The 18,502-nt window shown below is 62.7% G+C and carries 26 protein-coding genes; 22 read left to right on the top strand and 4 right to left on the bottom strand.

Annotation, left to right across the window (positions count from 1 at the left end; translation table 11 throughout):
• Positions 1–4 precede the first annotated feature (4 nt).
• From BLW25_RS11555 to BLW25_RS11545, 3 genes are read left to right on the top strand one after another with little or no spacing between them, the layout of a single operon-like run.
• On the top strand, positions 5–781 hold the full coding sequence (locus BLW25_RS11555) for a transporter substrate-binding domain-containing protein (RefSeq protein ID WP_092899172.1): 777 nt from the start codon (positions 5–7) through the stop codon (positions 779–781).
• 25 nt (positions 782–806) lie between these two features.
• Positions 807–1,532: an ABC transporter permease gene (locus tag BLW25_RS11550; protein ID WP_092899170.1), complete on the top strand. Its 726-nt coding sequence runs from the start codon at positions 807–809 to the stop codon at positions 1,530–1,532.
• Positions 1,532–2,308 (top strand): ABC transporter permease, encoded by a 777-nt coding sequence (locus BLW25_RS11545; RefSeq protein WP_092899168.1) that lies wholly within the window; start codon positions 1,532–1,534, stop codon positions 2,306–2,308. Before BLW25_RS11550 ends, BLW25_RS11545 begins: the two co-directional genes overlap by 1 nt.
• Before the next feature lie 14 nt (positions 2,309–2,322).
• Here the strand turns inward: BLW25_RS11545 and BLW25_RS11540 are convergent, their stop codons facing one another.
• The gene (locus BLW25_RS11540; RefSeq protein WP_092899166.1) at positions 2,323–2,952 is read right to left on the bottom strand and encodes a TetR/AcrR family transcriptional regulator; all 630 of its coding nucleotides are present in this window, start codon (positions 2,950–2,952) and stop codon (positions 2,323–2,325) included.
• 189 nt (positions 2,953–3,141) lie between these two features.
• Here BLW25_RS11540 and argB point away from each other — a divergent pair, with 189 nt between their 5' ends.
• The 15 genes from argB (at position 3,142) to rpmE (ending at position 14,328) form a co-directional block, all read left to right on the top strand.
• Positions 3,142–4,023 (top strand): acetylglutamate kinase, encoded by an 882-nt coding sequence (gene argB, locus BLW25_RS11535; protein WP_092901958.1) that lies wholly within the window; start codon positions 3,142–3,144, stop codon positions 4,021–4,023.
• A gap of 124 nt (positions 4,024–4,147) precedes the next feature.
• Entirely contained in the window at positions 4,148–4,810 is a 663-nt protein-coding gene (locus tag BLW25_RS11530) for a ferredoxin (protein WP_092899164.1), read from the top strand.
• Positions 4,807–5,310, top strand: coding sequence for a SixA phosphatase family protein (locus BLW25_RS11525; RefSeq protein WP_092899162.1), 504 nt, complete (start codon positions 4,807–4,809; stop codon positions 5,308–5,310). Before BLW25_RS11530 ends, BLW25_RS11525 begins: the two co-directional genes overlap by 4 nt.
• An 87-nt stretch (positions 5,311–5,397) precedes the next feature.
• A complete protein-coding gene (locus BLW25_RS11520) occupies positions 5,398–6,348 on the top strand; it encodes an aldo/keto reductase (protein WP_092899160.1) in 951 nt (316 codons plus the stop codon).
• Positions 6,349–6,556: 208 nt separating this feature from the next.
• On the top strand, positions 6,557–8,080 hold the full coding sequence (gene ffh / locus BLW25_RS11515; protein ID WP_092899158.1) for a signal recognition particle protein: 1,524 nt from the start codon (positions 6,557–6,559) through the stop codon (positions 8,078–8,080).
• Positions 8,077–8,616, top strand: a complete 540-nt coding sequence (locus BLW25_RS11510; RefSeq protein WP_253188388.1) for a GNAT family N-acetyltransferase — start codon at positions 8,077–8,079, stop codon at positions 8,614–8,616. Before ffh ends, BLW25_RS11510 begins: the two co-directional genes overlap by 4 nt.
• Positions 8,613–9,131, top strand: coding sequence for a GNAT family N-acetyltransferase (locus BLW25_RS11505; RefSeq protein ID WP_092899156.1), 519 nt, complete (start codon positions 8,613–8,615; stop codon positions 9,129–9,131). The genes BLW25_RS11510 and BLW25_RS11505 overlap by 4 nt, the downstream gene beginning before the upstream one ends.
• The gene (locus BLW25_RS11500; RefSeq protein WP_092899154.1) at positions 9,128–9,667 is read left to right on the top strand and encodes a GNAT family N-acetyltransferase; all 540 of its coding nucleotides are present in this window, start codon (positions 9,128–9,130) and stop codon (positions 9,665–9,667) included. The genes BLW25_RS11505 and BLW25_RS11500 overlap by 4 nt, the downstream gene beginning before the upstream one ends.
• Entirely contained in the window at positions 9,660–9,956 is a 297-nt protein-coding gene (locus BLW25_RS11495) for a chorismate mutase (protein WP_092899152.1), read from the top strand. Before BLW25_RS11500 ends, BLW25_RS11495 begins: the two co-directional genes overlap by 8 nt.
• 43 nt (positions 9,957–9,999) lie before the next feature.
• Entirely contained in the window at positions 10,000–10,359 is a 360-nt protein-coding gene (gene rpsP, locus BLW25_RS11490) for a 30S ribosomal protein S16 (RefSeq protein ID WP_092899150.1), read from the top strand.
• A gap of 56 nt (positions 10,360–10,415) precedes the next feature.
• On the top strand, positions 10,416–10,922 hold the full coding sequence (gene rimM, locus BLW25_RS11485) for a ribosome maturation factor RimM (RefSeq protein ID WP_092899148.1): 507 nt from the start codon (positions 10,416–10,418) through the stop codon (positions 10,920–10,922).
• Between the two features lie 392 nt (positions 10,923–11,314).
• On the top strand, positions 11,315–12,322 hold the full coding sequence (locus BLW25_RS11480) for a hypothetical protein (protein ID WP_143040499.1): 1,008 nt from the start codon (positions 11,315–11,317) through the stop codon (positions 12,320–12,322).
• A gap of 123 nt (positions 12,323–12,445) precedes the next feature.
• Entirely contained in the window at positions 12,446–13,312 is an 867-nt protein-coding gene (trmD, locus tag BLW25_RS11475; protein WP_092899144.1) for a tRNA (guanosine(37)-N1)-methyltransferase TrmD, read from the top strand.
• 408 nt (positions 13,313–13,720) lie between these two features.
• A complete protein-coding gene (rplS, locus tag BLW25_RS11470; RefSeq protein WP_092899142.1) occupies positions 13,721–14,095 on the top strand; it encodes a 50S ribosomal protein L19 in 375 nt (124 codons plus the stop codon).
• A gap of 11 nt (positions 14,096–14,106) precedes the next feature.
• The gene (gene rpmE / locus BLW25_RS11465; RefSeq protein ID WP_092899140.1) at positions 14,107–14,328 is read left to right on the top strand and encodes a 50S ribosomal protein L31; all 222 of its coding nucleotides are present in this window, start codon (positions 14,107–14,109) and stop codon (positions 14,326–14,328) included.
• A gap of 7 nt (positions 14,329–14,335) precedes the next feature.
• On the opposite strand, the gene BLW25_RS11460 is transcribed toward rpmE, so the two are convergent.
• The gene (locus tag BLW25_RS11460) at positions 14,336–14,515 is read right to left on the bottom strand and encodes a hypothetical protein (protein WP_092899138.1); all 180 of its coding nucleotides are present in this window, start codon (positions 14,513–14,515) and stop codon (positions 14,336–14,338) included.
• A 354-nt stretch (positions 14,516–14,869) separates the two neighbouring features.
• Between BLW25_RS11460 and BLW25_RS11455 the strand changes: the two genes are divergently transcribed.
• A complete protein-coding gene (locus tag BLW25_RS11455; RefSeq protein WP_092899136.1) occupies positions 14,870–15,679 on the top strand; it encodes a division plane positioning ATPase MipZ in 810 nt (269 codons plus the stop codon).
• On the opposite strand, the gene BLW25_RS24375 is transcribed toward BLW25_RS11455, so the two are convergent.
• On the bottom strand, positions 15,648–15,815 hold the full coding sequence (locus BLW25_RS24375) for a hypothetical protein (RefSeq protein ID WP_171909534.1): 168 nt from the start codon (positions 15,813–15,815) through the stop codon (positions 15,648–15,650). The genes BLW25_RS11455 and BLW25_RS24375 overlap by 32 nt on opposite strands.
• A gap of 556 nt (positions 15,816–16,371) precedes the next feature.
• Entirely contained in the window at positions 16,372–16,752 is a 381-nt protein-coding gene (locus BLW25_RS11450; protein ID WP_092899134.1) for an ArsR/SmtB family transcription factor, read from the bottom strand.
• A gap of 239 nt (positions 16,753–16,991) precedes the next feature.
• Between BLW25_RS11450 and BLW25_RS11445 the strand changes: the two genes are divergently transcribed.
• The 3 genes from BLW25_RS11445 (at position 16,992) to BLW25_RS11435 (ending at position 18,422) form a co-directional block, all read left to right on the top strand.
• A complete protein-coding gene (locus BLW25_RS11445) occupies positions 16,992–17,360 on the top strand; it encodes an AtpZ/AtpI family protein (RefSeq protein WP_092899132.1) in 369 nt (122 codons plus the stop codon).
• 53 nt (positions 17,361–17,413) lie between these two features.
• Positions 17,414–18,124, top strand: coding sequence for a F0F1 ATP synthase subunit A (locus tag BLW25_RS11440; protein ID WP_092901952.1), 711 nt, complete (start codon positions 17,414–17,416; stop codon positions 18,122–18,124).
• A 61-nt stretch (positions 18,125–18,185) separates the two neighbouring features.
• Positions 18,186–18,422, top strand: a complete 237-nt coding sequence (locus BLW25_RS11435) for a F0F1 ATP synthase subunit C (RefSeq protein ID WP_092899130.1) — start codon at positions 18,186–18,188, stop codon at positions 18,420–18,422.
• The last annotated feature ends 80 nt before the right edge of the window (positions 18,423–18,502 follow it).

Genomic DNA, 18,502 nt, shown 5'->3' with positions numbered 1-18,502 from the left:
GGAGATGACTATGAAAAGAATCGCACTCGCCGCCGCTTTTGCCATCGGCTTTACCGGTATGGCCGCTGCCGAGACCGTTCGCGTCGGCATGGCGCCTGAACCCTATCCGCCCTTTGCCAGCGTCGATGCCTCTGGGAACTGGACCGGCTGGGAAATCGAGATGATGGAGGCGGTCTGCAAGGCGGCAGCGCTTGACTGTGTCATCACCCCCACCGCCTGGGACGGCATTATCCCCGCTTTGACCGCAGGTCAGATTGATGCGATCATGAATTCGATGTCGATCAATGATGAACGTCTGAAAGTTATTGATTTTTCGAATAAATACTACAACACACCCTCGATGATCGTCGCCGCGAAAGGCGCGGGCATCACGCCGGATCCCGCCGGATTGACGGGTAAGATCCTCGGCGTTCAGGTTGCGACCATCCATCAGGCCTATGCCGAGAAGCATTTCGCAGGCGTGGCCTCCGAGATCAAAGCCTATCAGACCCAGGACGAGGCGAACCAGGACCTGGTCGCGGGCCGCGTCGATGCGATCCAGGCGGATTCGACCGCCCTTGATGCCTTCCTCGCCTCGCCCGATGGTCAGGCCTGCTGTGAATCGATGGGCGCTGTCGCCGATGATCCGGCGGTGCTGGGGCTTGGCGTCGGCGTCGGGATCCGCAAGGGCGATGAAAAGCTGAAAGAAGCTTTCAACAAGGGCATCGCGGCGGTTCGGGCCGATGGCAGCTATGACACCATCACCGCGAAATATTTCACCTCGTCGATCTATGGCGAATAAGCGCTGATCGCCGGAGCGATACGCCGTGGAAAGCACACTCGGCCTTTTGGCCCTCAGCCCTCCCGGATGGGGGGGCACGCTGCTGATCGCGCTCTGGGCGTCAATCCGGATCGCGGTCGGCGCCTTTGGCATCGGTCTGGTGATCGGCCTCGCAGGCGCCTATGGCAAGATCTATGGCGGGCCGGTCCTGCGCGATTGCCTCAGCGTTTACACGACAATGGTGCGGGCTTTGCCCGAGCTGATCCTGATCCTTCTGTTGTATTTCGGGCTGACCGATCTGCTGAACCGTGCCCTGATGGCGCTGGATTTCGGCCGGATCCAGATTTCCGGCGTTGTCGCCGGGATCATCGTGCTGGGCGTGGTGCAGGGCGCCTATGCGACCGAGATCCTGCGCGGCGCCATTCTTGCGGTGCCGCCCGGCCAGATCGAGGCCGCGAAAGCGATGGGGATGCCGGCGCGCAAAGTGGCCAGCCGCATCACCTTGCCGACCATGCTGGGCCTGGCGCTGCCGGGCCTGTCTAACCTCTGGCTGATCGCGACCAAGGACACGGCATTGATGGCGATTGTGGGCTTTAACGAGCTGACCCTTGCGACCCGCCAGGCGGCAAGCACCACCAAGGCCTTCTTCACCTTTTTCATCGCAGCGGGTCTGATTTACCTTGTGATTACTCTGATTTCGACCTGGGGCTTCGCGCGCCTGGAACGCTGGGCACGGCGCGGTGACCCGCCCCGCCAGACAGGAGGTCGCTGATGAAGGCGCTGCTGCAACCGCATCGCATCATCATGATGCTGATCGCCGCAGGTCTCGTGCTGTGGATCTGCCTTGTCGGCCGCTGGGACTGGCTGGGAGAGCCGAAATACCAGACCCTGATCCTGCAGGGCATCTGGCGCACGATCTGGCTGATGGCGCTTTCAGTGCTGATCGGGTTCACTCTTGCGGTGCCGCTTGGCCTCGCCCAGGCCTCGGGGCCATGGTATCTGGCGATGCCGGCCCGCGCCTTCTGTACCGTGATCCGCGGTACGCCGCTTTTGTTGCAGATCTGGCTTTTATATTACGGGCTGGGCTCGCTTTTCCCTGGTATCCCCTGGATCCGCGAAAGTGAGCTTTGGCCGGTTTTGCGCCAGGCTTGGCCCTATGCGCTGCTGGCCTTGTCGCTGTCTTACGCGGGTTATGAGGGCGAGGTGATGCGCGGGGCCTTTGCTTCGGTGCCCCGTGGCCAGATCGAGGCCGCCCGTGCCATGGGGATGCCGCGCCACAAGATCCTGACGCGGATTTCCTTCCCCCAGGCGCTGCAAAGCGTCTTGCCGACCCTCGGCGGGGAAACTGTGCTTCAGCTGAAAGCCACGCCACTGGTCGCGACGATCACGGTGCTGGAGATCTATGCCGCTTCCAGCCGGGTCCGCCAGGATCTGTTAATCACCTATGAGCCGCTGTTCTTTGTCGCAGCGGTCTATCTGGCGCTGGCCGGGGTGATCGTGCTGGGCTTTGGCTGGCTCGAAAGCCGGCGTCCGCGCCGTACCGCCTGAGGGTGCGATCCGGATCAGGGCAAAAGCGCGTGGACCAGCGCCATACACCCCTTAAGCCCGTGGCGGATCCCTGCATCATCACGCCGGCGCATCCAGTCCAGCCAGAGCCCGTCCAGCGTGGCCATCAGCGTGTCGGTCAGCAAAGGCACCTGCGCCCGGCGCGCGGGATCGTCGCCTGCGACCGCCAGCAAAAGCCCCTCAAGATCGCTGCGATAATGCCCGTAAAGTTCGGATTCGGTCGCAGCAATCACCCCGGATGTCAGCGCAGCCGACCAGAGATCAATCCGGAGCCGCAGGTGACCGGCGTCAAGAAATTCAGGTGTGAAAGCCGCGTCGAGAAATCCGGCAAGCCGGGCCAGAGGCGGCGCATCTGCGCAACCGGCATTGGCGGTGCTATCGCGCAGGCGCCCCGAAAGGCGGCGATAGGTTTCCGAGAGGACTTCGTCCATCCCACTGAAATTATATGTAATATGCCCCAGTGAGAAACCGGCTTCAGCCGCAACCTTGCGGGCGGTAAGGCCGGAATATCCGTCCCGGCGCAGCACCCGCTCGGTCGCGTCGAGGATCTCTTCGCGACGGTTGATATTCGCCTCGCTCAGTTTGCGGGGCGCCTTTGCTGCGCGGGATTTGTCTTCTGCACTCAAGACTTCGCTCGCTTAAATCACCTTATCAATGCCGGAGGGCATAGCCTTTGCGGAACCCTGAGTCAAAACCGCGCCCGGATCCCTGCGCAAAACCATCCGGGCCGGCTGTGCGGTGCTTGGCAAGGGGGCGTGAAAGTCCTATGGGGCAAAGGCAACCCGGAGGCCATCATGAAGCAGCAGACCCTGACCATGCAAGACGCCCAGAACACCGCGAAAATGCTCTCGGAAGCACTGCCCTATCTGCAGCGATATGAGGATGCGGTGGTCGTCGTGAAATTCGGCGGCAATGCGATGGGCGATGACGGGGCGATGGCCGAATTCGCGCGCGATATCGTGTTGATGAAGCAGGTCGGCCTGCATCCGGTCGTGGTGCATGGCGGCGGGCCGATGATCAATGAGATGCTGTCGAAACTGGGCATCAAATCGGAATTCGTGCGCGGCAAACGGGTGACCGACAAGGCGACGGTCGAGGTGGTCGAGATGATCCTCTCGGGCCTTGTGAACAAGCGCATCGTGCAGGCGATCATGGATGCAGGCGGGCGCGCGGTCGGGATTTCCGGCAAGGATGACGATCTTATGGTCTGCGAGGCCGATGATCCTGAACTGGGCTTTGTCGGCCGCCCGGTCGAGATGAATGTTCAGGTGCTGCGCGACCTTTACCTCGCCGGGATCATCCCCGTTGTGGCGCCGGTGGCGACCGGCATGAATGACAATGAGACCTTCAATGTGAATGGCGACACCGCGGCCGGTGCAATTGCCGGCGCGCTGCAGGCCGACCGGCTGCTTCTTCTGACCGATGTGGCCGGGGTGAAAGGGGCGGATGGCGAGGTCATGACCTCGCTTTCCCCGCAAGAGATCCGCCAGCTGACCAGCGACGGCGTGATCGCAGGCGGCATGATCCCGAAAACCGAGACCGCGCTGAAGGCGATCGAAGAAGGGGTGCGGGCGGTGACCATCCTCGATGGCCGCATTCCGAATGCGGCGCTCCTGGAACTCTTTACCGATCACGGGGCAGGCAGCCAGATCCGCTCGACCGAACCCCGGGTGAAACCGCGCGTGAAACGCGGCTGAGCGGTCGCTTCTGGCAAAGTGCGGAAGCTTCCGGCGGGCGTATTTAAGTCAGGAGGAAGCCAGTTTCTTCCTGACATAAATACCCCGGGGGGCGGGGGCTGGCCCCGCCTGCGAGAGGTCCGGCATGGCAGTGGCGCCGCTGAACAATCCTGAGGATCTGGAAGCGCTGCTCGCGCCGCATTTCCTGACGCTGCTCGGAGGGTTCAGCCCTGATCCGCAGGAAGCGGGGTTTCCCAAAGGGACAAAGACGCTGTTGCTCCTCGGGCCGAAGGAGCCGGGGTTTTGGCCGCATCTCACCGCACAGCCGGAATGGGACGGGCGGCCCGATCCGGTGGATCGCTGGTCGCGCCGGGTGATCGGGCGCCTGGCCTGTGCCATTGGCGCGAAAGCGCTGTTTCCCTTCGGCGGTCCTCCCTGGCATCCGTTCTATGCCTGGGCCTTGCGGTCGGGGCGGGTTTGGGACAGTCCGGTCCGGCTGCTTGTCCATCAGGACCAGGGTCTGATGGTCAGTTTCCGCGGCGCGCTGGCGCTGAAACAGCGGCTGGAACTCAGCCCGGGTGTAAAGCCCTGCGAGGATTGTCCCGCCCCTTGCCTGATAGCCTGCCCGGCCGGAGCGCTCGGGGGCCAGGGCTATGACGTTCCCGCCTGCCACGCCTTTCTGGATCAGCCTGCCGGCGCCGATTGTCTCAGTTCCGGCTGCATCACGCGACGCGCTTGCCCGGTGTCCTCTCGCTATGCAAGACTGGCGGAACATTCAGCCTATCATATGAGACAGTTCCACACATGAAGCGCCTGATCCTGATCCGCCACGCAAAATCCAGCTGGGACGAACCGACCATGGCGGATCACGACCGCCCTCTCAATGATCGCGGCAAAGTGGCGGCAACGGATCTCGGACAATGGCTTGCCTCGCGCGGCTATGTTCCGGGGCAGGTGCTCTGTTCAGACGCGCTGCGCACCTGGGAGACCTGGTCGGGCCTTGCCAGAGAACTGCCCGAAGGACCGCAGCTGGAGCTGAAACCGGCGCTTTATCACGCGGGTCCGGATGTGATGCTGACCGTGCTGCGCAAGGCGCAGACTGACTGTGTCATGATGCTGGGACATAACCCCGGCATTGCCGAATTCGCCCATCGCCTGGTGTCGAAAACGCCGATTTCCTCGCAATTCACCCGCTATCCGACCGGCGCCACCCTTGTGGTTGATTTCGACGCAGCCAGCTGGGGCGAGGTCGGCTTTGGCCAGGGTATCACGGTCGATTTCATCGTGCCGCGCGAAATCGGGGCCTGACGGCATATCCGTGACCGCCGGGGGCTTGCATGCGGGCGGGCCGGCGGGCAGGGTCGTCACAGATTTCTGACCAGGACGGAGAGAGCCATGGAACGGCGCGATGCAGGCAAAAGCGGGCTGAGCTTCATGCCGCTGGTTTTTGGCGGCAATGTCTTTGGCTGGACCATCGACGAGGCGCAATCCTTCCGGGTGCTCGATGCCTTTGTCGATCATGGCTTTGACGCCATCGACACGGCGGATGTCTATTCCTCGTGGAAGCCAGGCAATAAGGGTGGCGAATCAGAGACGATCATCGGCGCCTGGCTGAAAGCACGGCCCGGGATGCGGCAGCGGGTGAAGATCTTTACCAAGGTGGGCTCCGATCTGGGGCAGCCGGGGCAGAAAGGGCTTTCTTCGGGCTGGATCGCCGAGGCGGCCGAAAACTCGCTCAGGCGGCTCGGGGTCGAGAGCATCGATCTCTATTTCTCGCATTGGCCCGATGCAGAGGCGCGTCATGAAGATACGCTTGGCGCCTATGACAGGCTGCTGAAGGGGGGCAAGATCAAAGCCATCGGCGCCTCGAATTACGATGCGGCCTTGCTGGGCGCGGCGCTGAAGGCGGCGGGCAGTTCGCTGCCGCGCTATCAGGTGATCCAGCCGGAATATAATCTCTATGACCGGGGCGAATTCGAAGGCCCGCTGCGCAATCTTTGCCTGGCCGAAGGCATTGGGGTCGTGACCTATTTCAGTCTCGCCTCCGGGTTCCTGTCGGGCAAGTACCGCTCGAAAGCCGATCTCGACAAATCGGCGCGGGGTGATGCGGTCGAGAAATATCTTGACGCAAAGGGGCTGCGGATCCTTGAGGCGCTGGATGATGTGGCATCTGCCCATAACGCGAAACCGGCCGAAGTGGCGCTGGCCTGGGTCATGGCGCAGCCCGGCATCACCGCGCCGATTGCCTCGGCCACCTCGGTTGATCAGGTGGCAAGTTTCGCCCGTGCGGCCGATCTCAGCCTCTCGTCTGACGAGCTTGCTGAGCTGACCGCAGCGGGCGACTGACGGCAGCGCAACCCGCCTGTACTTGACTCTCGCCCCCGCTTTGCTTAATCGCGGGGGTAATTCCCCGGAGGCAAGAGCTTCCGGTCCCTTGGGCATTGCCCGGGATCGCCATCCGTCAGCGCGTTTGCGCCCACGGGTGCGAAACCGCTTTGTCCCATCCCGGTCGCCGCCCCATATCGGGGAAAATCTGTCACGCGAGGAGCCGCGCATGTTTGAGAGCCTTTCAGAACGCCTTGGCGGCGTCTTTGATCGCCTGACGAAACAGGGCGCGCTGACTGAGGGCGATGTCATCTCGGCGATGCGCGAGGTGCGGATCGCGCTGCTTGAGGCGGATGTCTCGCTGCCGGTTGCCCGCGACTTCATCAAGCGGGTGCAGGAAAAGGCGACAGGATCGGCGGTCACCAAGTCGATTACCCCCGGCCAGATGGTCGTCAAATTCGTGCATGACGAACTGGTACGGACGCTCCAGGGCGATGGGCCGGCGGATGCGCTGAAGATCGACAATTCGCCCGCAACCATCCTGATGGTGGGTCTGCAGGGTTCGGGTAAAACCACGACCACCGCGAAACTGGCGAAACGGCTGAAAGACCGCAATGGCAAGCGCGTGCTGCTGGCGTCTCTGGACACGCAGCGCCCGGCCGCAATGGAACAGCTGGCAATTCTCGGCACTCAGATCGGCGTCGACAGCCTGCCAATCGTCAAGGGCGAGAGCGCGGTTCAGATCGCGAAACGCGCGAAGACCCAGGCGAGCCTTGGCGGCTATGATGTGCTCTTCCTCGATACCGCAGGCCGCCTGCATATCGACGAAGTCTTGATGGATGAGGTCCAGTCGGTCCGCGACATCGCGCAACCGCGCGAAGTGCTGCTGGTGGTTGACGGCCTGACCGGACAGGACGCGGTCAATGTTGCGACCGAGTTTGACGGCAAGGTCGGGATCTCGGGCGTTGTTCTGACCCGGATGGATGGCGACGGGCGCGGCGGCGCAGCACTTTCGATGCGCGCCGTGACCGGCAAGCCGATCCGTTTCGTCGGCCTTGGCGAGAAGATGGATGCCATCGAGACCTTCGACGCCGAGCGTGTCGCGGGCCGTATCCTTGGCATGGGCGATATTGTCGCCCTGGTGGAACGCGCGCAGGAGACCTTTGAAGCCGAACAGGCGGAGCGGATGGCGAGGCGCTTCTCCAAGGGTATGTTCAATATGAACGACCTGAAGATGCAGCTTGATCAGATGCTGAAGATGGGCGGCATGCAGGGGCTGATGGGGATGCTGCCCGGGATGGGCAAGCACCAGGCGGCGGCGGCCGAGGCCGGGCTGAACGATTCCATGCTGAAGCGTCAGATCGCGCTGATCAATTCGATGACCAAAAAGGAACGCGCCAATCCCGATATGCTCCAGGCGAGCCGCAAGAAGCGGATCGCATCGGGCGCCGGGCTTGAGGTGCAGGACCTGAACCGTCTGCTGAAACAGCATAAGCAGATGGCCGATATGATGAAGAAGATGGGCAAGGGGGGCATGATGAAAAACATGATCAAGCAATTCCTTGGCAAGGGCGGTGGCATGCCGGACCCGTCGAAAATGTCGCCCGAGCAACTGGCCGAACTGGCAAAAGGTGTGCAGCAGGGCGCGGGCGGCATGGGTGGCCTGCCGGGGCTGGGCGGCGGCTCGATCCCGGGGATGCCGCGCGGCGTGACCCTGCCGGCCGGGCTTTCGGGGATGATGCGCAAGAAATGACCGCTCTTTCGGCAAATGTTGCAAATCTGCAAGCGCCTGTTCTGGAGACAGGCGATTTGCGGCTGCGCATGCCGAAATTGTCGGATTTTGAATATCGCGCGGCTTTCTATGCCTCGGACCGTTCGGTCTGGGAGGGCGGGCCTTTGTCGCGTAACGCGGCCTGGCGTCTCTGGGCGTCTGAGGTCGGGCAATGGCCGCTGATGGGCTATGGCCCCTTCACGGTCGAAGACCGGGACAGCGGCGCCTATCTGGGCGAGGTCGGGATCTATCACCCTGCCGAATATCCGGCGCCGGAGCTTGGCTGGTTCGTGGTGCCGAAGGCCGAAGGCCGGGGCGTTGCGGCCCGGGCCGCGCGGGCAGTGCTGGACTGGCTGGCAGGGGCCACCGACTGGCCTTTCATCACCAATATCATCGATCCGGGCAATCAGCGCTCCATCGCGCTCGGGCTGCGGATCGGCGGCGTGATTGATGCGACATTGCCGGGGATCGACCCGGGTGATGTCGTGATCCGCCATGATCTGAGGGTGGCAGCATGAGCTTTCCGATCCTCACCTCGGACCGCCTGGCGCTGCGCGCGCCCGAAGCCGGTGATGTGGCCCGCTTTGTCGCCTTCGCGACTTCGGCGCGGGCGCGGTTTGTCGGTGGCGCGAAGACCGCCGCTCAGGCGTTCGAAAAATTCGCCGGTATGATCGGGCAGTGGCATCTGCGCGGCTATGGCCGGTTCACCATCACCGATCGCGCCAGCGGGGCGGCGCTTGGCCATGCCGGGCCGCTGCATTTCGACCCCGCCACGCCGGTCGATCTGACCTGGTCGCTCTGGAGCGCCGAGGCCGAAGGGCAGGGCATCGCCTCAGAGGCCGCACGGCTGGTGCAGACCTGGATGGTCGCGGATCCGCGTTTCACCAGGGCGGTGACCTCGATCCACCGCGACAACCACGCTTCAATGGCGATTGCCCGCAAGATCGGCGGCACGCCCACCGACCAGCCCTCGCCGCATATCGCTGATGCGAGCATCTGGCATTTCCCGCTGACGGCGGAGGCGACCGCATGATCCTGCTTTCCGGTGCGCCCGTGCTGAATACCCTGCGCCTGACGCTTCGTGCGCCCGAAGAGCGCGATCTGCCGGGCTTCATCGCCTATATGGCAAGCCCCCGTGCGGTATTCACCGGCGGCCCGGCCACGGCTTCGGGTGCGTTCCAGACATTCGCGACCGTGATCGGCCATTGGGTCCTGCGCGGCTATGGGCTGTTTGCCGTGACGCTTACGGAAACCGGTGAGGCGATCGGCCTTGCCGGCCATCTGAACCCGCCCGCCTGGCCCGAGCCGGAACTGGCCTGGAATCTCTGGGATCCGGCGCATGAGGGTTATGGCTATGCCAGCGAAGCAGCCTTCGCCATTCGTGACCACGCTTTCGGCGCGCTTGGCTGGAACACGGCGATCAGCATGATCGCGCGCGACAATCACCGCTCGATGGCCCTGGCCCGCCGCCTCGGTGCGGCTCCCGAGCGGGATGACGAGATTTTTGGCAAGCCGATGACGATCTGGCGGCACCCGCGCGCGCCGCAACCGGAGAAACAAGATGAGTGATCCCGTCGCCCGCGCCGCTGAGCTGCTGAAAGAACATCGCGAGTCGATTGACCGGCTGGACGCGATTCTCGTCTATACGCTGGCCGAAAGGTTCAAGCATACGCAATCGGTTGGCCGGCTGAAGGCCGCGCATGACCTTCCCCCATCCGACCCCGCCCGCGAGGCGCGTCAGATCGAACGTCTGGAAAAGCTGGCCGATGAGGCCCGTCTCGACCCGGAATTCGCCAAGAAATTCCTGACCTTCATCATATCCGAAGTCATCAGGCATCACGAGAAACTGCAAAAATAAGCGGGTTTGACCCCCGCGAAACAGACATCTGAAGGAGATACCCATGTCTATGAAAATCCGTCTCGCCCGTGGCGGCTCGAAAAAGCGCCCGTTCTACGCAATCGTTGCGACCGATTCGCGCATGCCGCGCGACGGCCGTTTCATCGAAAAGCTGGGCACCTATAACCCGCTGCTGGCAAAAGACAACGAAGCCCGCGTCGTGCTGAATGTCGAGCGCATCCAGTACTGGCTGAGCCAGGGCGCCCAGGCGACCGACCGCGTGGCCCGCTTCCTGGAATCGGCTGGCCTGAAAGAGAAAGCCGTCCGTTCGAACCCGAAATCGGCTGTCCCGGGCAAAGCAATGGCCGAGCGCGCTGCCAAGAAAGCCGCCCGTTCGGAAGCTCCGGCTGCTGCCGAAGCGTGATCATACTACGGATGGCCCTTTCACCGGGGCCATCCGTTCCAGGACTGGAGCGGGCTATGTCTGACGACCGGATTTGTGTCGGTTCCATCGCGGGTGCCTGGGGGGTCCGGGGCGAGGTGCGGCTGAAAAGCTTTTGTGCTGAGCCGACCGATATCGCCTCCTATGGCCCGCTTTTCACCAAAGACGGCAATCGCAGCTTTGCAGTCACCCTGACCAGGCCGGTCGCAGGGGCCATCGGGGCGCGGCTGTCTGGTATCTCGACCAAGGAAGAGGCCGATGCCCTGCGCGGGACCGAGCTTTATGTCGCGCGTGACCGTCTGCCTGGCCTGCCGGATGATGAATTCTATCACACCGATCTGATCGGGCTTGCGGTGAAAGACACCGGCGGCGCGAGTCTCGGGACGGTGATCGCGGTCCATAATCACGGGGCGGGGGATCTGATCGAGATCCGGCTCGCCGAAAAAGCCGCGCCGCTGCTTCTCCCCTTCACACAGGCAACCGTGCCGACGGTTGATCTTGCACGCGGAGTGCTGATCGTCGATCTGCCGGAAGGTCTGGACTGACGCCGGATCTGACTGCCTGCCAGCAGGTCTGTTATGCGCGGCAGAATGTGCCGGCCATCAGGCCCCGCCTTTTGTCTCCTGTCTTTTGTGAACCATGCCAGCGCCACAGGCGTTTAGGCAGTTTCTGACCTGCCACAGCTTCTGCCGTGGTTCCGGAAACACGGCGGTCAGTGCGCCTCTGTTGTTACCGTCTCCGGCAGAAGCTTTTCTCAAACCTCCCGGATTTTCCAGGGCCCGCCACGGTGCGGCCTTGTTTTTGCCTTGGCTGGTCTCTCTCGTTGAAATCGTCCGCTGCGGGTCGTGATCTGCAGGGCCGGCTCATGCCTCATCAGCGGCAGGGTCGTGATGGCAACAGGGCGGATCGCAATCCGCATCGGCGAAAGGGACGCGTCGTGACGGATCGGAAGCGGCTGATACAGGCGACAACTGTTCTCCTTTACATGGGGCCGCTGCTGGCCGGACTGGCCGGTCTCGGGGCGGCCTATCTGCCGCCCTTCGTGGCCTTCTTCATGCTCTGTCTGGTGATGCTCCGACCGCATAAATGGCCGCAACGCTTTGGCGAGTGGCTGACCCTCGGGGCGGGGCTGGCGGCGCTGACGCTCCTGTGTTCGCAGACCCTTTTCGTGGCCTTACTGTTCGGGGTCGGGCGCGGCATCGGTGGCGTGCTTGGCTTTGTGCCGCTGTTCAACCCTTTGCTGCCCGTGGCGCTGTCGCTTGTGGCACTGCCGCTGCTGCGGTTGGCTTGGGGGCCAGAACTGGCACTGGTGACTGGCAAAACCATCGATCAGCTGCTCTGGACCGATGAGGCAGATGCCGGGCCACCGCGCCCGGTTCCGGCTTCGGCCGAGGCTGCGCTCTCTGACCTGTTTGCCCTGGCCGAGGATGGCGAAACCGAGGTCGGGGTCATGCTGGAACAGCTCGAACATTTCCTCGATACCGGTGATATCTGGTCGCGGCTTGCAGCACTTACGGCGGCACTGAATGACGGCCCCGCGAACCAGCATCTGGCCCTCAGAACGGCGGTCATCGTGAAAGCGACAGAGCCTTTCCCGGATGCGGATTATACGGTGCCGGGTGAGATGCGGATGATCTTTGCCGCGGCCGGATGCTCGGAGGAACTTCTGTCGCTCCTGTCGTTGCGTGGCCGGGCGCTTTTGCACAGGATCCCGGCGATGGCCCCTTACTTTCCACCGGCAGGCGTAGTCCGGGATCTCGCCGGGGGCTGCGAAGGCAGCGCTGCGGCGCGCGCTTTGCGTGACCTTGCGGCGGCACTGGCAGCGGCCGGAGCGCCAGCGCAGTCATCGGGTCAGGCAAGCGAAACGGCGCGGAGCAGGCCCGCCGCCGCGCGACCGGTCACCCCTGGCTTTGTGCAGACGGTTGCCGGTGCCCGGCAGGCCTGAAACGCGGGGCCCCTGACGCGAGGCCCTGCCTCAGTTGCGGCGGGCGGATCGGAACGCCGCTCCGCCCTGGTGATTTCACCCAGGACCCTTTCGTGACGACAGGTTTCGCGCTAGAGCGGGGCCATGAGCGAAGAACCCGGTAAACAGCAAGCGACTGGCGGAGGGCCCGAGGGTCCGGGGAACGGGGCTGCCCCCGACCGCAGCCATGGCAAACTGAAGATCAGCGCTTCCCTGAAGCCGCGTGATCTGATGCAGGAGCCGCGTATCCTGCACGGGGCGTTTGAAACCCGGATCGTCACCCTGTTCCCCGACGCCTTCCCCGGCACGCTCGGTCTCTCGCTGACCGGCAAAGCGCTGGAGATGGGGCGCTGGCGACTGCAAACCTTTGATCTGCGCCAGTTTGGCGAAGGCAGGCATCGCAATGTCGATGATACACCGGCGGGAGGTGGCGCGGGGATGGTGCTGCGGGCGGATGTGACGCATCGTGCGCTGTCTGCAGCGATGGATGGCGTGCGCGCCAGCCGTGCCACCTGGCCGCTGATCTACCTCTCGCCGCGAGGCCGGCCGTTCGATCAGTCAATGGCGCGCAGGTTTGCAGCGGGTGAGGGGATGACGCTGCTTTGTGGCCGCTTCGAAGGGGTCGATCAGCGTCTGCTGGACCATTGGCAGATCGAGGAGGTCAGCCTCGGCGATTTCGTAATGACCGGGGGCGAGATTGCGGCCCAGGCGGTGCTGGATGCGACACTGCGGCTTCTGCCCGGCGTGCTGGGCAATGCAGAATCGGCCGTGGAGGAGAGTTTCTCCGACGGTCTGTTGGAACATCCGCAATATACCAGACCGGCAGAGTGGGAAGGCCGGGTCATCCCGCCGGTTCTGATGTCGGGCAATCACCGTGAAATCGCCAAATGGCGTCAGGCGCAATCTGAGGAAATCACTGCGGCGCGGCGGCCCGATCTCTGGGATGCGTTTCGCGCGCGGAAGGGGCGGTAAGGGGGCCAGCCCCCTCGCGCGTGCCGCGCTCACCCCCGGGATATTTAAAGACAGATGAAATGCGGAGAAGGGTTTTCATCTGTCTCTAAATATCCCCGCCGGAGGCATTCCCGGCAGGATGCCGGGAAACGGTCTTCTCTCTGTGAGACGCTTGACCGGACCAGTGTCCGGCCCTATAGCCAGCGGGTCCGGGGTGAAAGCCTGTCGGACCCGATTCCTTATGTCTGATCGAACCGTCTTCTTCGGCGGGGGCAGGCAGGGCGCGGTACGCTGAAAAGCAAAGTAAACCGAACCGATCTCCGGCGGGCCGGTCGCGTTACGCGCGATGCAGGGACCCGAAAGAAGACCAGGAGCTCTCGGCCAGGATCACCTCTGCGGACGAAAACCGCAGGCATATGGAGAAATGCGATGAACCTGATCGCTCAGATCGAGGCGGAGCAGATTGCCGCCCTCGATAAAAAGATCCCTGATTTCAAGGCCGGCGATACCATTCGCGTCGGCTATAAAGTGACCGAAGGCACCCGTTCGCGCGTGCAGGCCTATGAAGGCGTCTGCATCGCCCGCAAAGGCGGCGCGACCCTCGCGGCCTCGTTCACCGTCCGCAAGATTTCCTTCGGCGAAGGTGTGGAACGTGTGTTCCCGCTTTACTCGACCAATATCGATTCGATCGATGTGGTCCGCCGCGGTAAAGTCCGTCGCGCCAAGCTGTATTACCTGCGCGCGCGCCGCGGCAAATCGGCCCGTATCGCCGAAGACAGCACCTATAAAGCCAAATCGGAATAAGGAGAGCCGAGATGAAAGAGGGCATTCACCCCGAATATCACTTCATCGAAGTGAAAATGACCGACGGCTCGACCTATCAGACCCGTTCGACCTGGGGCAAAGAGGGCGACACCATGTCGCTCGACATCGACCCGCTGGCGCATCCGGCCTGGACCGGCCAGTCGGCCAAGCTGATGGATACCGGCGGCCGCGTGTCGAAGTTCAAAAACAAATATGCCGGCCTTGGTTTCTGAGCCCGGATCACAGAAGAAAGGGCGCATCTCCGGATGCGCCCTTTTGCTTTTCATCGCGCTCAGCGCTGCCTGGCAGGCTCAGGTGAATTAGCCGCCCTTCTGTGCCGGCATCTGGTGCCAGCATGGCGAAACGCGCGACCAGTGCCTGCGCAAAGCTGCCTCTTTCCTGGTGAAGCCAGAGCAGCATTTTCTGAAATCGTCAGGCAGGCAGCTGCGTGGGGGCGGCGGGCGAGGTGATCCCGCATCATTCGCTATATGGGGTATTTGAACGCGACAGACTGATTTTCGACAGCAACCTGCTTCCAGCACTACCACCAGGACCCACTATACAGATACGGCTCTGCCTGACGGAAGAAGGCCATCTCTGCTCTGGCGATTCCCGACCTGGTGAGAGCGAGCTGTCCTCTCTGCATTTCCGGCCATGTGTCCCGGCCACTGGCAATTGAGCTGTCCCGATTACGCGGAAAATCGGAAAAAAGATCTTTCCCTTTTGGCGCGTCCTTGCCAATAGACAGGCTGAACAGCGCGGAGAGCCACTGCCATGGCACATATTATCGTTGTCGGAAATGAAAAGGGCGGCTCGGGGAAATCGACCACCTCGATGCATGTGGCGACGGCACTTGCGCGGATGGGGCATCGGGTGGGCGCGATGGATCTCGATCTGCGCCAGCGCAGCTTTGGCCGCTATGTCGAGAACCGCCGGGCCTTTCTTGCGAAAGCCGGGCTGGATCTGCCCTCGCCGGATTACCGTGAATTGCCCGACGTCGATGAGCCAAGCCTTGTCGATGGGGAAAACCCGTTCGATCAGCGTCTGACGGCGGCGGTCTCGGCGCTGGACCCGGTCAAGGATTTCATCGTGATCGACTGCCCCGGAAGCCATACCCGGCTGAGCCAGGTGGCGCATTCGCTGGCCGATACGCTGATCACGCCGCTGAACGATTCTTTCGTTGATTTCGACCTTCTGGCCCGGATCGATCCGGAGTCCGGTAAGGTGAAAGGCCCTTCGATCTATGCCGAGATGGTCTGGGGCGCGCGGCAGTTGCGGGCGCAGGCCGGGCTGAAGCCGATCGACTGGATCGTTTTGCGCAACCGTCTGGGCGCCCAGGCAATGCATAACAAGAAGAAAGTCGGTGCCGCGCTGGAGGATCTCTCCCGCCGCATCGGCTTTCGTGTGGCGCCCGGATTTTCCGAACGCGTGATCTTTCGCGAATTGTTTCCGCGAGGGCTTACGTTGCTTGACCTTAAGGATACCGGGGTCGAGCAGATGAACCTCTCCAACGTGGCCGCGCGGCAGGAACTGCGCGACCTGATCAACGCGCTCAGGCTTCCTGCTGTGACGGCTGCGTTCTGAACAGCACCGCGCGCGAGACCGACACCTGGCGCACCGCGTCGAGCCTTTGCAGCCGGGCGTCGAAAGCGGCATCGACATCGGGCTCGATGGCACGTTTCGCGGTCAGGCCGCGCAGAAATTCAAGTGCCTTGGTCATGAGGGCGTTCCTTCAGTTCCGGGCCCGCTGCCAGCTTTGCGGCTGGCAATGGGCCCATTCGTTTTCCTGAGCCCAAGGATCGCCGCGAACCGGGGCAGGTTTGTGGCAGCCTCCGGTTGAAACATGGGCCTTGGCCGTGGTGTTTTGGACAGACTGTTTCCGGTTGCAAAGGAATCCTCTGATGCCCGGTGTGAGCTCCGGACGCGGCTGACGCCACTGGCAGCATCCATACTGTCGCAGGCGACCACACTGACGGCGGTGCCGATCGGCCTGCCCCATCGTTATTCTGGCGAAGCGGCTTTCGCCGTGCAGGCGCTGTGCCTCGGTGCGGAACCGGTTGCAGCCGCGTTACTTTCCGGCCCTTCGGGGCAGGTGGCCGGGGGCAGGCAGTCAAAAGCTGACCTGGTGGAGGATGGATTGCCGCGCAACGCCATGGGCCAAGCGCAAAAGGACCTGATGGTGACGCCTGCAACGAATGGTTGCGCGTCTGACTGCCGGGGCAGGGGGGGGGGCTGCCCCCGTCGGCTGCGGCGACTCCACTGAGACACTTCTGTCCTTAGATATCCCCGCCGGAGGCTTCCTCCGGGGGAAGGGGCTCGGTTTCAGCTCCGGCGAGTTCGTTTTCCAGAAAACGTTCGAACTGATCCAGGTCGAGGGGCTCGAACTGGCCAAAGGCCTGCATCCAGACCGAGGCGCCGCGCAGGGCGTCGGGCTCGAGCTTGCACCAGATCACCCTTCCGCGCCGCTCGCGCGTGATCAGACCGGCATCCGCGAGCACCCCGAGATGTTTAGATACGGCTGCAAGGCTGATCTCGAACGGATGCGCCACATCGGTCACCGCCATATCATCTTCGAGCAGCATCGCGAGGATCGCGCGCCGCGTCGGATCGGCGAGCGCGGCGAAGACGAGGTCCAGCTGAGCGGAGGCGGAAAGCATGCCGCAGTATCGCGGGCAGGGCGGGCGGGCGCAACCGGCGATAATCAACCGTTTCGTTGAATATTGGCATGGGGCGCAAATCGCGATTCCGGGCCGGCGGAGGCCGGAAAAAAGAAAAGACACGAATCACATATTTCTGGAATTTCAAATGGTTGCAGATGGTTGTCCCGCGATCACGCAAGGTTGACACCCTTCTCCCCGCCGCATAGAACCCTCGCAAATGTCATGGGGTGGCGAAAATGGCTTCGGAACCCGATCCCGACAGGCTCAGGGCGCTGGAAAAGCGGCTTGGTGATTTGCGGGGCAGGCCGAAGTCGGACAAGACCTCTGTGGCGAAGGGCCTCTCGCATGGCGAGCTTGCCTGGAGAATGGTGATCGAACTTGCAACCGGCATTATGGTCGGGACCGGGATCGGTTATGGGTTGGACAAGCTGTTCGGCACGCTTCCGTTCCTCCTGGTGATCTTCTCGCTTCTGGGGTTCGCTGCGGGGGTGCGCACCATGATGGGCACCGCGCGGGAAGTGGCGGAGAAACGTGCGGCTGAGGCCGCAAGGGATGACAAGGCGGCAAGGGCAGAGGCCGGCGCCGCATCGGGTGAAGGGAACTGATCGTGGCGGCAGAAGGCACGGCTGAGGGCGGAAGCGGTTTTTCGATCCATCCGATGGATCAGTTCATTGTGAAACCCCTCTGGGGCGATGGCCCCGTGGGCACGTTCACCGTCACCAATGTGACGCTGTGGATGGGGATCGCACTTCTGTGCATCTTCGCGCTGTTCGTGCTGGCGACCCGTCATCGCGGCATCATCCCGACCCGTCTGCAATCAGTCGCCGAAGTGTTCTACGGCTTTATCCATAACATGGTTGAAGAAGTCGCTGGCCATGACGGGGTGAAGTATTTCCCCTATGTTATGACGCTCTTCCTCTTCATCCTGCTTTCGAACCTCCTTGGCCTCCTGCCGATGAGCTTCACCACCACCTCGCATGTCGCCGTGACCGCGACGCTCGCGCTGCTGGTGTTCTTCGGCGTCACCCTGATCGGGATCGCACGCAAGGGTCTGGGCTTCTTCTCGATGTTCTGGGTTTCCTCGGCGCCGCTCGCGCTGCGCCCGGTTCTCGCCGTGATCGAGATCATCTCCTACATCATGCGCCCGGTGTCCCACTCGATCCGTCTTGCAGGTAACCTGCTGGCAGGTCACGCCGTTCTCAAAGTTTTCGCGGGCTTTGCCTCGATGGCGATCATCTCGCCGCTCGCGATCGCAGGTGCTGTCGGCATCTATGCGCTCGAGGTGCTCGTGGCCTTCGTTCAGGCCTATGTCTTCACCATTCTGACCTGCGTCTATCTGAAAGACGCTGTGGGCGACGCGCATCACTAAGCGTCACCCCTGACGGTCCGAACCTCAACTCAGCCAAATCCAAATACAGGAGTATTCGACCATGGAAGGCGAAATCGCAGCTCTCGGCAAATACATCGGCGCTGGCCTCGCGGCTTTCGGTCTCGGCGGTGCTGGCATCGGTGTGGGTAACATCGTTGGCAACTTCCTCGCCGGCGCTCTGCGCAACCCCTCGGCCGCTCCGGGCCAGACCGCCAACCTCTTCGTTGGTATCGCTTTCGCAGAAGCTCTCGGGATCTTCTCGTTCCTGATCGCTCTGCTGCTGATGTTCGCAGTCTGATCTGCTTCTGACGTAAAAGTGGGAAGCGGCGCGGGTCGGAGACGGCTGGCGCCCTTCCTGTTCAGAAGGGATCGACGGAG

Origin of the sequence: Rhodobacter sp. 24-YEA-8, assembly GCF_900105075.1 — a bacterium.
In the GTDB taxonomy this organism is placed as follows: Bacteria; Pseudomonadota; Alphaproteobacteria; order Rhodobacterales; family Rhodobacteraceae; genus Pseudogemmobacter.
This window is presented reverse-complemented; position numbering and strand designations above follow the sequence as displayed.